The sequence below is a fragment of the Pseudomonas sp. Z18(2022) genome, assembly GCF_036346535.1.
Lineage (GTDB): Bacteria > Pseudomonadota > Gammaproteobacteria > Pseudomonadales > Pseudomonadaceae > Aquipseudomonas > Aquipseudomonas yamanorum_A.
Map to the genome: position 1 here is coordinate 50,083 of NZ_JAOTOA010000015.1, position 13,646 is coordinate 63,728.

The window sequence follows — 13,646 nt, forward strand, 5'->3', positions numbered from 1 at the left end:
CCTTACTGCTCGACGAAATAGTACGGCTGACGGTTGACCGCCATCTCCTTGACCACCGTCACCGGCACGTTCAGCCGGTCTGTATTGTCCACCAACGCCACATTGCCGGGCTTGGCCGCGAGGTAGCTTTTGAGCTCCTCCGGCGTTTGCAGGATCGTCAGATAACCCTGCATGTAAAACACCCCGGCGCCGGCGATCCGCTCGTTGGCCTGATACAACACCACTTCCTTGCCTTGCGCCTGCATTGCCTGGACCTGGCTGATCACCGGTACAAACGACTGGCGCTTATCGGCCTTCGGCGCGTACCAGAAAGCAGCGATCAGGTAGCAGGCAACTACCACAACGAAAAAGCCACCCACCAGGCCGCGGCGATGTTCATAAACATGTTCGGCGACGTGTGACACCTGTCCGCGACTTTTCAGCCAGCCCAGCAACACGCCGCCATACTCGGCGGCCAGCACGGCGGCGGCGGGTGTCAGCGCCATCAGGTACACCGTGCGCTTGCTGGAGGCGAGCGTCAGCAAGGTGAATTGCGCCACCAGCCACACGCTGAAAAACAGGCGGTAGCGGTTACGCACCAGGCTTTTGCGGAAGTGCCACAGCCCCAGGTACACCAGGATATTCCACGGCAAAAACGCTTCGGGCAATTTGACGATGTAGTAATAGAACGGCTCGTAGTGGCCGGCTTCGACAAACGAGCCGCTGAAGCGCCCGACGCTGTTGGTCAGCAACACTTCACGTACCGCCTGAAGGCCGTCGCGCTGATACAGGAAACCCAGCCAGATCATCAGCGGCACCAGCGCCAGCAGCGTGAACAGCCCGGGTTTGATCCAGTCCCCCAGCTTGAATCGTTTATCCATCAAGCTGGTGCTGGCCAGATAGACGAAGATCACGATGCCCGGCATGGCCAGGCCCAGCACACCTTTGCTCAAGGTAGCGATCACCATCCCCAGGGTGAACAGCAACCAGGTGCCCAGGTTGGAACTGTCGCGCTCCGACTCGGGGCGGTTGGCCTGATAGAACGCAAGCAAGGCCATGGTGATACCGAGGGTGAGCAGCGAATCTTCACCCACGCCGCGCACATTGCTCCAGTAACTGGCCATGGTCGCCAGCATCAACGCCGCGACAAACGCCAGCGTCTTGGGCCGGCCAAACTTGCGCAGCATCCCGTACAGCAGCATCACACTGAACAGCCCGGCAAACGCCGACGCCAGGCGCACTGCCCAGGTGGTGCCGCCGAACAGCCGAATCGCCCCGGCGTCGAGCCACAGGCTCAGGGGCGGTTTTTCCAGGAACGGTTCACGAAACAATCGCGGCACCACCCAGTCGTTATCCAGGTGCATGGCCATGGCGATCCCGGCCACACGGGCCTCGGTCGAGCCTTGCAGCTCGTGATTGCCAAGGGCAAAGAAGAACAACAGCGCAGCAAGCAGGAGCAGCAGAGGAGCGGAACGCGTCATGGATTCTGGCTACCGGGGCAGGGGACCGTTCGGGGGAACAGTCCGGGCGATCGGTGAGTATACGAGGGCGATTCTTAATAATTCGTGAATGAATGTGAGGTTTTTGTAGGGTCAGGGTTGTTTCAGCAGCGGCCAGAGGGTGAGCCAGCCTTTGGAGGTGATGCGCTGCTGGTAAATGGCGTGTTTTTCTTGGACGAAGCGGTGTGTGGGTTTGAGTTGGAGGTTGAACAGGTCGTCCAGGCCGAGAGGGGCTGATACTTCGCACAGGTCTTCTGCGGTTCTTCTGACGGCTACTGCGGTGGCCGTCTCGGGCCAGAAGCGCATGGCGTCGCTGGCGTTGCAGTAGGGCGCGTCGCCGTTGCGCAGGTGCATGCGCGCCTGGTTTTTGACTGACCAGTCGATGGCGGGTTCTGCTGCGCGTAACAGGGCTTCGAGACGGCGGTCTTCGTCGGGGTTGGTGCAGGTGGCGTCGAACCACAGTACGTCGACGTCACCGGTCAGTGGTGACAGGGGGCGACCGTGCAGGTGATCCCACACGGCGTTGCGTACGAAGCCGGCGCCGATCCAGCAGTCGGGGAGGGCGAGGGCGCGGACGACGGCCAGAAGGTGCCAGCGTAAAGGATCGCTGCTGATCAGTGTCTGGAGGGCTTTCTCGCTCAAAGGATTACGGCCTCTTTTACAACGATCCCCAGGTCATTGCTGACTTTCACCACCCTTACTTCATCGCGGTGACCGATCCCCGTGGGGCGGCAAATTTTAATCGTCTTATTCAGTTCAGGATCGAAGACCCTGATTCCGCTGCAGCTTTTACTTCCGCCCGACGAATATTCGTAGTGAGCTGTATAGCTGCTGCGGGTGCCGCCTGAACATAAAATGGCCAACGAAAACAGCGTTACCGATAACAGCGTGCATACGATGAACATCCCGGCAAACGCCTTAAGCAGGTTCCATTTTTTTCGAGCCGTATCTGAGGTTTTCTTACGCGCCAGACAATCACGGACGCAGCCAGGGTCAGGACGAGCGATACGGATAAACAGGCTTTCCCCGCGATCGGCTTGAAGTGGATGGCCGGCGAAATGCTGAACTGCCATATAAAGAGCAGGGCCAACAGAAGCTGTACGCCCAGCACGACAGGTATCAGGTAGGCGTAGGAATTCTTGTTCACTGCGGCACACGTCCTTATGTTTCAACAAAGGTGGGGTTTATCTTAAAAGAAAATAGACCCTCACCTTTTTCTTACTGTTGGGGGGCTCAAGCGGATCGCTATGTTCCCTGTCAGGAAACGGCCCTTTCCGCAGCTGCTGAATCTGCCGTTGGCACAAGAATGTCCAATGCGCGCGTCACCAGCAACTCACCCAGGACGCTCAATTGCTGGGTGGCCAGAAGTTTATGGCGAAAGGCGCCATCAAGCTCGAAAGCCAGGTCGGTAGTGAGCGCGTTCAGTGAGGCGAGGGTTTCGCAGGCTTGTACCAGCAGGGTTTTGGGGTCGATGTTTTGGGCGATACAGAAGATATCCGTGCCGGATTGGCCCGGGCATGGAGGGTTGGGGCTGTGCTTTTTCATGACTGCAACTCCTTGATTGGTGGAGTCGCCAGACATCGCTGCTAAACGAAAAGGGTGGCGACTGTACGCGGGTTAGCAGACCAGGAATCAAGGAACCCAGCGCACTCGAAAGTGCCCCACGCACAGCCGCCATAACGCGGACTAGCGAACGCGGATGCTCGCTTGAACGGATGGTGGCATTGCATGCCTTGATATTAACCGAGCTGCTAAACCCGGTCGCTGATTTTGCAGCGACGTTTCAAGGCTAGTCGTGTCGATTGATCAGCACCAGTTCACCAAGGGCGCGATGTCTTGCGGGAAAAGTCCGAAGGCCCGTTCGGCGGCGTTTTTTCAGGGCCTCAGCACCACCAGAACCCGCACAATGCGGGTTTTGGAGGTGCTTCGTATTTGGGCCGGGGTAATCTGAATATGTTCTGTAACTATTTGATTTAAAAGTATTTGCTTGGTTTTCATTTTGCTGTGGAATACCGTTTTTCCAGCATGCTCCAATCGTGAATAAATTGATTTGGTTATCGCACCATGCGCTGTCCCGCCCTCCAAACAACGGAAGCGCCGATCCAAATCTAGCTAGTCGCTACGCTAAATGTTTCCGGATTGAACCTGACCAGTTCATCAAGAGTGCTATTAGTGTCGAGGCCATTACGTATGAGCCCCGCGAACTGCTCCATCGCCCAAAGTGAAACATTTCTGCTGAGCGCTCCCTGCATGAAGTCGCTGGCTACACCTTGAACGTCCCCCCGACTCGCTTGTGCGCTTAACTGAGCAAATTTGGCCAGTACCTGCGTCCCGGCTGTTAACTCGTCAATTTCAAACAACGCAAGAAATGCCATTCCCAGTATCTGTCGATACCACCTTGCTTGTTAGCCCATTCGATTTGCTTACGAATTTTGTTGGGAATCGTCGCTGCTGCCTTGTGCCGATTGTAATACTCGCGGTTCGCGAGATTGGCAGCATCCCGGACGACTTTCCACATTACGAACCAGAGCTGGGAAACACTGTAGGTGTGGAGCGCAAACAGGACGGTGGCCTTGATTTTTTCAATGCCCTCATCGTCAAGGTCGTGGTTGTAGACCTTGCACTGATCCATCAAATACCGAAGCACGTCACCAACTGCATAGTCGAGCCAGAGATTGGTCATTAATTCGGAATCAGAAAATCGTCGCTCGGTGACGGTCTGCAGAGCCTCGGCACCTCGCCCCAGGAGTTCAGGGGAGCCTTGGCGAGACATTTGCTAGTGGCGGAGCACGCCCTAGATTCAGCAGTTGCGTGCCGGCTACCTGAGTAGGCCGCCAAAAACACTGAGCATGTCTTTACCCGCGCTCGGTCAGTAGATAAGGTGACAGACATAGCAAATGGAACGTCGCGGTATCGCAGGGATGGTTCTCAATATGCGCTGCTGCCGCAGCCTTACAGTACACCTACCCTATTCACAGTCGTTATTTGATTTGGATGGTGCCCGTCAAGACTGGTGCCAGAGGGAGTTTGGTGCATGAATGAGTTGGTTGAGGCCCTGTTGGCCTCCGTTCCCTCTGATGGTTCCAGTATTGGAAACCAGTCGTTGCTAGAGCAACTCAGGATTCAGTTTCCACAGCTAAGAGATGAGTTTTATTGGCAGACGCGTGACTCCCTGATAGGACAGGGGGTGTTGCAGGCCGGTAAAGGTCGTGGCGGCTCTGTACGGCGTACTGACATTGAGGTTCCACCGGCAAGTGATTGGGTTCAATTCCTACGTAGCTATGGGCCGTCATCGAGCAATCTGGCGATGTTCGACGAGTACGTTTCGAGGGCGTTGGCACAGGCAGGAGTAAAGCCGATTAGCCTGTCGACACCTCTATTAGAGGACATGGTGGGGCACATTGAATCCAAGGCGCCAGGATCTATTTTGATAGCTGGAACAGCTGGTGATGGTAAGACGTACCATTGCCGTGCCCTGTGGGAGCGCATTGGGGGGGACCCCAAGGCTTGGGCCGCCAAGGGCAACGTGAAAGAGTTACATCTGGCGGATGGTCGCTTGGCTGTCTTTATCAAGGATCTTTCCGAGCTCAATGGCGACGAGAGCGATCTGCCATTGCGGCGACTGGAAAGATCGGTGCTAGAAGGCGATGATTCTGAGGTAGTGATTCTTGCCGCAAACCATGGCCAAATTCTTGATCGTCTACGTGATCTAGGCCGTCGCCAGGAGCGTGATCACCCACTTCGCAAGCCGCTGCAAGAGCGCTTCTTACAGGCCGGGCCAGCTCCTGAGCGCCTGGCTGTGTTCGATCTTAGTCGCTCGACTAGCCGCAAAACGTTAGATGAGGTGGCTATGGCTGTGGCGGGGCATCCCGAGTGGGACAACTGCAAACGCTGTGCACTTCAGGCCTACGGTAAAGTTTGTCCCATCGACGAGAATCGCCGCAGGCTTTTGGGTGAGGCGGATGGTGGACAGCTCTCTCGTCGCTTGGGCGATTTGGTTGAAATCGCCAGGCACAATGGGCTGCATCTACCTATACGCGACTTACTTGCGCTTTGTTCAAATATGATCCTCGGTTGCTCCGATGCCAAGCAGGCCAAGGACAACCTGCTGACCTGTGCCGATGTCGCGAAGATTCAGGAAGGAGGCACTCTTGGGGCGGCTAGTGTCTATGCCAACGCCTTCGGAGCCAATCTCCTTAAGCGAAGGACCTCTGACCGCCCCATCTTCAAGGCGATGTCCAGCTTTGGCGTGGGCGATGAGTCCACCAATGCTGCTGATGGGTTGCTGGTTTATGGGAAGGACGATTTGCGGCTGCAAGCCGACTTCGAGCGTTTGGTCGCGATCGATCCTATCTATGGGGCCACGACTGCCTTCCGCGCTGCCCAAAATTCCTATTTGGAAGGGTATGAGGGGGCACGCTTGGAAGGAGAGGCGGCCGAGTTCCTTACGATGCTTCAAGACCAGCGACGCAGGCTCTTCTTCACACTTCCGGATGGGGAAAGAGGTTATCCGCATTGGTCGATGACAGCATTCTGCTTTGCTGGGGACTACTTGGAAATCATCGAAGCGCTCAAGGCGCAGAAGCCCGTTAGCGAGATAGTCCGCGGGCGCCTTGCTAAGGGCCTTAACCGCGTATTAACAGGTCTCCTTCTCGAAAACGAAGATCGCATCTTCATCGCTAGTTCGGGCGGTTTCACTCAAAGCCGAGTCAGCGTGCTTTGTGACCACGAGACGTTCTCCCGCAGGCAGGGCGGCGTAGGTATGGCGATCAAGCTTGTCGAGGATACGGGCCGCCCTCGACTCGACGTTTCGCTCGCTGCGGGCCCGGGCAATTCGGTTGCTTTCGACTTGACCCCTATCCGTCATGAGTTTCTCTCGCGTGTGGCTGAGGGGGCTTTGCCAGCGAGCTTCTCCAATGAGTGCCTCGAAGATCTGCTGGCTTTCAAGGCGAAGCTCTTACGGAAGGCAGAGATCGTCAAGAAAGCCAGCCTAGCAGGAGATGATGATGAAGTAGGTAGTGAGACCGCCATGCTGACACTCAACTTCATCGATATTGAGCCAGGTGGTCGCGGCTTTTCACGTCCTGTGACGGTGAGGATCTCGGAATGAGTGGAATAATCAAGAGGCCTGAGATTAAAAGCGTCGATTTTTGCGTCGACGAGAACATTTGGGGTCATCGCCTTTATGACGAGCAGCTTCCTCACCTGACTGTTCTAGAGTTCTTGGGCGTACTCGGCTCGAATTTGGATCAGCCGCTCAGGCCTCACCAGGATCAGGGCGGCTCAGTTATGTTCAAGCCGCAGCGGCAAGTCCGTTTGCGTGGGTTACTGTTCAACAACCCATACGTCGAATCGATTGCGGAGAGCGCCGCGTCTGATGAGGAGAAGTGGAAGCAGTGGTTTGAGCGCTTTAGACAGGGAGCCACAGGTAATGGTGATGAAGACATGACCTATCTGCGCCGCTCATTCACTAGCTTTGATGACTTCGCAAAGGCTATCGAACTGCTGCGTTCCTCGTCATTCGAGTCTCGCAGTAACAAGCGTTGGAGTTCCAAGTTCGTCTTTCCTTTCGGCCCAGACGCTCTTTATGAGGACTTGGCGATCAATGCAAAAGGAAATATGAGCAACGATCGTCGCTTCTTTGCTCGTACAGGCGAGCTGCTCTATCTCATGCTCACACGGGCTAAGCGTGGAGCGGAGCTCGGTGACAGCCTTGCCAAGCGCCTATTCGATAACGAAGCAACGATGAATCGTTTGGTTAGGGCTCTGCAAGGTACGCCGCAGGGTGTCGAAGAGCCCCGGCTTTCGGGTTATCTACCCGAAATTGCCAATAATCGTTTCGATCAAATCTGCGACGACTGGTTGTCGATCTTGGACAGGGATATGCCGATCTATGATGCATTGGAGCATTTGATCGCGATCACTGGCCTGAACATGCTGCTCTATTTCTTGGAACGAGCTAAGCGGGTTGCTGGTGATGACGATCCGGTCGAGATTATCTGCGAAATCGTCTCCAAGGAGCGAACGAAGGTGCGAGCGCTTTCTGGCGATAGCTATCAATTCAATCAAGGGCTGCCAGCAAAGGCGGTGCGGGCTCATGTTGAGTCGATCCGGTTGAATGTTGAATGGGCTGCAGCTGAATCTGCAGAGTTTCCGGATGCTGAGCGTGTAAAACTCATGCGTGAGTGCTTCCAGTGGCCGCCGACTGATGGTGGCGACGACGAGGACTCCACCGATAAGAGTCCAGATGAGTTGGTTACCAAACTGGCTGATAATGCTTTGGCACGCCATCAGCAGCATGTCGGCAAAATTCATGCGTCATGGTCGCGTGCTATCGGGCTCAGCTCACGCAGACTATCGAGACGCACCCGCTATGCGCCGAACGATAGGTTACTCAAGTCGATTGTGGTTTCCATCGTGGAAGACAGGATGCAGTTCGATGAGTTTCTCGCCGAAGCCAAGTGCCGATATGGCCTGGTAATTGGTGACGCAGAGGGTGCGCGCTTAGTCAGCGCCAAGTTAGTAGACCAAGAAGAACTCAGCGAGAACCGAAACAATCTTGAGGCCCGTCTCGTCAGCTTGGGCTTGGTTCGCAGGCTTTCTGACTCCTGCTCATTTGTAGAAAACCCGTTTGCGTTTCAGGGAGAAGCGGCATGCTGACTGATCGCATTATTGGGCGTGTCGGCGCGAATATTCTCGCCCAACGCATATCTAATCCTGGCCAGTCTGGTGATTTGGCTGCGCTCTTCAGGCTAGACAAGCTTTCATCCAGTCAGATCGGGGCAGTCGCACGAGCCATCCTTGCCAATCCGGACCTGCTTGCCCGGGTAGAACTCATGATCCCGGAGGCCTTGGTAGAAGGCCAAGGCCTACCGTCTGACATTCTGATTCCACATAACGCAGGCTATGTGCGCAATAACGCTTTGACCGCCAAAGCGGCGATCCTGACTGCCAATGGCAACGAGCACAACCTCGCGGACACATTGGGTCATGTCATGGCCATTGGCGCCAAGGAGATGCGGGCTGACCCTGATCCGTGGGTCGAGGCCACGCTTCATTCGGGCGGTATTGCACCAGTCCTCGACGACCGATCGGTGTTCCATTCAGCCCTAGCCGGATTGTTAGCATCCTCGGAACTTTCGTTAGTGCAGCTTGGCGAGTTTTGTTCTGCAATTGTCGAGGCTATCGCCACGCACGGGCTGCCCATCCGTGATGCTGTTGGTTACGCCTTACCATGCGCGGGACTCCCCAGAGACAGCGCCTTCTTCTCGAATGCCAAAACTTTCTCAGCATCGCGTAAACCATGGCACAAGGCTTTCACCAAACTCTTTGCTCAGCGTGCGCCGCTGCTTAAAAAACTCCGCCAGAATGGCCAGCCTCTTGACGCGGAGGAGATTACTGAGCGAGTCGAGGCTAATACTGCAGAAATTTCGGAGGGGGCCCGCCAAGCCCTTGATGCATTCGTCGCAGCTCCTGCTGGAGATCAAGAGGCATCCGATGCCCTCGCCCAATTCGAGTGGGAAAGCGATGGCGTTTATCTTGCCTTTGACAAACCGAAAGAAAAGCAACTTGGCTTAGCAGAGTCCACGATCCGTTTCTTCGATCATGAGTGTGATCAGGAGGACTCACTCGATGCCGAGGGTCGCAAGCTATTGGAGGACTTGAAGGGGCGTGAGCGTCGCTCTGACTTCACGGAGGAGGACGAAGAATTTTTCGTTAAGCAGCGAAGGCTCTTGGAGCAAGACAGCAAACTTTGCTCGCGCTGGGAAAAAGCTCTCTATGGCAAGCCCATTGACTGCAATGACTTCTTCGAAGGCTTCGCTCGAGTGGTTAATAGCTTGCATGCCGGCCTGCGTGATTCGGAAGGAGAGCGGATCCTACGTTTCACTGTGACCAAAGGCCGTAAGGAGTGGCGCGAGCGATTCAACTACGACGCCGGCAGCTACTTCTCGGCTATGTACCGCGGCTTAAAGGAGCTCATGGGCTCCAAGGTAGAGTGGAAGGTCGAGCGGTTGGGCAATGCAAACTTACCCGATCCCCTCTTCGACTATGAGGCCTTCTTCGCTAAGGAGAAGGAGCTTCGCAATGATAAGAAGAGCAAGGTTCGTCCGAACCCGTCGCTATCGCGCCTAGCCCTGCAGATCAAGTTTGACGTTGCCTTGATCCAGATCGCTAAGGACAAAGAGGCAGTGTTAGCTAAAACGCAGCTCCTTTGGAGCTACAGGCCCACGTCAATTGGCTTGTCGATGGTCGCAGACATGGGCCGCCTCTTGGAGAAGGGCGCGGTAGGTTGTACCGAAGTCCCCCGCAAGTTAGTAAGCAAGAAGGGTGGGGTACAAAACGTCTCGTTGCTCGACACCGGGACTCTGGAGGCGACTTACTCGACTGATGCGGGGTCGCTGGTTTCTTCGGCCAGCAAGCTCCAAAGCCTGCGCCATGTGATTAAGACCCGGATCAAAGAGCTCGCCGAGCAGGGTAGGCTGACGGCTCATCAGCAGAGCGAGGTAAAGGTATCGTGGGATAAGTTCGAGGAGGATTACATCAAGGCGATGGAGGACTTCGTCACGACTGGGCTACATGGCGATGCCGTTATGCGTCAAGCGGAGTCTTACGCCGAACTTTTGAACACCTTGATGGTAAATGCTCGTGGTGATGTGTGTCGCTCGCGGCTGGTCGCTGAAATACTATCGGTCGGGACGGTGCGTGTTGCCGGCGAAAACCCAGCAGTTATCATCCCGCCTTGGCATCCAGAACGAATGAAGGCTCTTGCGGTAAAGACGCGACGCGTTGCCGGTTTCGCTACACACTTGCTCTCCAGCGCTAGCATTCTCTATGGTGACCGCGAGATTTTTATGCGGGAACTTACCGACGAGATCGCTCATCCGTTCTATCCAGAGATTGCGGTTCTCAATCGGGGCGGCGCTTTGACGCTTGTCTCGGAGAGCAGCACGGTTAACGGTTATAGTCTTTTGGAGTCACCGACGCGTGGCGCTGAGGAAGCCATGACCGATGTCGATCCAACGGCTGCAGCCAAACAGGCGCGCGAGCTCTTGGAGCGTTATGTTGGGCTGCAGCCCCACGAGGCAAGCAACCTTAGCGTTGTGCTTTATAACGCAGATGCAGCTGAGTTGCCGCTGGCCACAGTGCGCGAGCTCTCCTCTATACAAGAGGATGGCAAGCTCCAATGCAGCGTTTCGGTACGCCACTCAGATCAAGGAAAGCTGCGGCGAGTCTATGGCGAGCTGGTCAACAAGGCTGGTGATGATCCCGATCTGCCAGTAGTCAGCGAAACCAGCGAAAACTTCATCTCGAAGCTGCGTATTTCTGTAATGCCCCTCTCGGCGACTCCAAGAGAGAGTGCGCTGGGTTTTAAGGCTTTCGATGTGGCTTTCCTGCATGACGTGGTCGCGCGCGAGGCCCAAACAGAATGGCTCCCAGTGCAGTGGACCAACGATCGGCCGAACTTGGATCATGCGCCTTCCCGCTGGTCTTACCGGAGCGTGTCAGGTGAGAACGAGCTGAAGTCGACCACATTCCTAGTTTGCCCATGGCAAACGGCATCAGGTTGGGCGTACGTGTCGGCTGTCGCCGCAGTTTGCCGGCAGACGGACGCTATGCCAGGGGAGCGATTACTGCCTGCACGCCGCATTTCCCTTCAAAGCCCAGCTCTGGCTGAAATAATCAGGGACGCTCACGAGTTGGCCGAATGGGTAGCCACCTACGACGAGCTTCTCGACAAGCGCCAGCTTCAGCACAACAACATTACGGTGGTGCGCTACCGTAGAGGCTCGACTAATGGCCGCAATATGATTGTTAGCTCGACCTCGGAGCTTCGGTTGTTGAGCGTGTTGGTTCGTAGACGCTTGGATGAGTTGAATCTCCAGCTCGGATCCGACGAGATTCAAATCGCTGTCGACAAGGCGAAGCGCGACGCACTTTCAGTCTCCGGAGATATCGTACTGCGTGCAGCCAAGCGAGGTGTATCTGCAGGAGAGATGCTAGGCCTTGTGCTAAGTCGTTACTTGCTTGCAGAGGAGTTCCAAGCCTCAGCGAATGGTAGGCAGGTATTGACCGCCTATTTCCTACTCGACGATTACGCAAGCTGGCTATCTCAACCTGAAAGCCGTATCGCGGATATTTTGGCGCTCAACGTTGAGGAGTACGAGGAGACTGTTCGCGTCGTCATTTCAATTGTTGAGGCAAAATATGTTGGAGCCGATGGGGTGGCTCAGGCGCGACGAGGCTCCAAGGATCAACTATTAGCAACATTAGGCATGTTCCGTGAGGCGCTCTTCGGTGATCCTGGTCGCCTTGATCGGGATATTTGGTTGGCCCGCTTGGCCGATATGCTTATAGATGCGGACATCCCGCCCGGTATGACGGATTTGATGGAGCGTGCTCGCGCCAAGTTGCGAGATGGCGATGTAGAGATTTCCCTGCGTGGGTACTCGCACGTTTACGTTCACACCTCGGACGCAGGTTCCGCCTCGGCGTCTGAGCAGGAGCTTCTTGATGAGACAGGGGGCGTTATGGCTTGGCAGGAGGTTTTCGATCGGCCGGACTTGCGAAAACTCGCCGAAGCTTATGCTAAAGGCTCTGGAGGTCACGAGGTTCGATCAGGTATTGGGGCCCAGCAGCCTTGGGAAGGGCACTGTTTTAAATTGCCCGCCCCGCGAGTGCCATGGTTGGCTGCAATAGGTCAGCTATCAAGTGGGCAGATTGATACGTTTGCTGAAGAAGCCGCTTCGTTAGGTAACGACGCCGAGATGGCTGCGCCGAGTTGTCCAGTGGTTGCGCCTCCAGTACTGACAGAGGAGCCGGTTCTTGCATCCGCAGCTATTGCAGATTCAACTTCAGATCAGCTTTCTGTTACGAGCTCCAGCTTCGGGGGCGGGTTCTCTGATCTGGTCGCGTCAAAGTTCTCCGGTGGTGCGCAAGCCGATGTCGAACGGGAGGAATGGGCTCAAGAGGTCACAAAGAGGCTTAAATCTGCGCTTAATAGCTACGGTCTCCAGGCGGCTGTTCTAGGCACTCGCTTGACTCCAAACGGCTGCCTAGTTCGTTTGGCAGGTTCTGATCGCTTGCGTGTCGAAGATATCGAGAATAAACGAACACAACTCCTTACTACTCACGCCATCAACCTAGTAACTGTCCAACCTAAGCCAGGCGAGATCGTGGTTACGGTCGCTGGCGCAAAGAGGCAGGCTGTGTCCCTTTGGGAGCTCTGGTCGCGTCGAGACCTCAATAGAAATGTTGCGGGTATCAACACCTCATTTCTTCTGGGGCTCCAGGAGATTAATGGCGCGTTGCTGTATCTGAATCTGGGTGCTGAATTTGGTGGTCTTTCATCGCATGAACCGCACTCATTGGTGGCTGGAGGTACGGGCAGTGGCAAATCAGTTCTCATCCAGGCTCTTATATTAGATATCGCTGCGACCAATCCTAAGGAGCTAGCCCAAATCATCTTGATCGATCCTAAGATGGGGGTTGACTACGCGCCATTGGCCGACTTGCCGCATATGCGGGATGAAATCGTAACCACCAAGGAGAAAGCCTCCGAGGTTCTCGACGCTCTGGTTGAAGAGATGGAGGACCGCTACCGCGCTTTTGCGAAAGCCAGAGCTCGCGATTTACCGACCTACAACTCGAAAGTATCGACCGAAGAGCGATTGCCAATGGTCTTCCTGATCCACGACGAATTTGCAGATTGGATGCTCGATGATGCTTATAAATCAGCAGTCGGTACGGCAGTTCAGCGGTTGGGTGTGAAGGCGCGTGCAGCAGGTATTCACTTGATCTTCGCAGCACAGCGTCCAGACAAGGACGTAATGCCGATGCAGCTTCGCGAGAATTTAGGCAACCGTTTGATATTAAAGGTCTCTAGCGAGGCAACTTCGAAAATTGCGCTAGATCGACCGGGCGCTGAGTTATTGCTAGGGAGGGGGCATCTTGCCGCTAAGCTTAATGGCGAGCAGGGGTTAGTGTTTGCTCAAGCCCCTTTTCTGTCAGATCAGGATATTGAAATGGCAGTACTAGCCATCTGCTCTGATAACTCAATGCACGGAGCCAGTAGTCGTGAAAATTGACGATGCGATTGAGATCGTCACGAAGTTCTTAAACGAACTAATTGGGGCATGGCTATACCTCAATCAGAGCTCCGGTGCAGTC

8 protein-coding genes are annotated in these 13,646 nt (G+C 55.2%); 3 read left to right on the forward strand and 5 right to left on the reverse strand.

Features of this window, described 5'->3' with window-relative positions; genetic code table 11:
- Positions 1-2: 2 nt before the first annotated feature.
- From V3W39_RS24395 to V3W39_RS24415, 5 genes are all read right to left on the reverse strand, one after another.
- Complete coding sequence (locus V3W39_RS24395) at positions 3-1,460, reverse strand: ArnT family glycosyltransferase (protein ID WP_330213477.1); 1,458 nt, start codon at positions 1,458-1,460, stop codon at positions 3-5.
- Between the two features lie 111 nt (positions 1,461-1,571).
- Positions 1,572-2,120, reverse strand: coding sequence for a nucleotidyltransferase family protein (locus tag V3W39_RS24400; protein WP_330213478.1), 549 nt, complete (start codon positions 2,118-2,120; stop codon positions 1,572-1,574).
- Entirely contained in the window at positions 2,117-2,551 is a 435-nt protein-coding gene (locus tag V3W39_RS24405; protein WP_330213479.1) for a hypothetical protein, read from the reverse strand. The genes V3W39_RS24400 and V3W39_RS24405 overlap by 4 nt, the downstream gene beginning before the upstream one ends.
- A gap of 184 nt (positions 2,552-2,735) precedes the next feature.
- Positions 2,736-3,023: a DUF6124 family protein gene (locus V3W39_RS24410; protein WP_330213480.1), complete on the reverse strand. Its 288-nt coding sequence runs from the start codon at positions 3,021-3,023 to the stop codon at positions 2,736-2,738.
- A gap of 793 nt (positions 3,024-3,816) precedes the next feature.
- Positions 3,817-4,251 carry a hypothetical protein gene (locus V3W39_RS24415; protein WP_330213481.1) on the reverse strand — a complete coding sequence of 145 codons (435 nt, stop codon included), beginning with the start codon at positions 4,249-4,251 and terminating at the stop codon, positions 3,817-3,819.
- 261 nt (positions 4,252-4,512) lie between these two features.
- Between V3W39_RS24415 and V3W39_RS24420 the strand changes: the two genes are divergently transcribed.
- From V3W39_RS24420 to V3W39_RS24430, 3 genes are read left to right on the forward strand one after another with little or no spacing between them, the layout of a single operon-like run.
- Positions 4,513-6,588 (forward strand): hypothetical protein, encoded by a 2,076-nt coding sequence (locus tag V3W39_RS24420; RefSeq protein WP_330213482.1) that lies wholly within the window; start codon positions 4,513-4,515, stop codon positions 6,586-6,588.
- A complete protein-coding gene (locus V3W39_RS24425; RefSeq protein WP_330213483.1) occupies positions 6,585-8,138 on the forward strand; it encodes a hypothetical protein in 1,554 nt (517 codons plus the stop codon). The genes V3W39_RS24420 and V3W39_RS24425 overlap by 4 nt, the downstream gene beginning before the upstream one ends.
- Positions 8,132-13,564, forward strand: a complete 5,433-nt coding sequence (locus tag V3W39_RS24430) for an FtsK/SpoIIIE domain-containing protein (RefSeq protein ID WP_330213484.1) — start codon at positions 8,132-8,134, stop codon at positions 13,562-13,564. The genes V3W39_RS24425 and V3W39_RS24430 overlap by 7 nt, the downstream gene beginning before the upstream one ends.
- Positions 13,565-13,646: the final 82 nt, after the last annotated feature.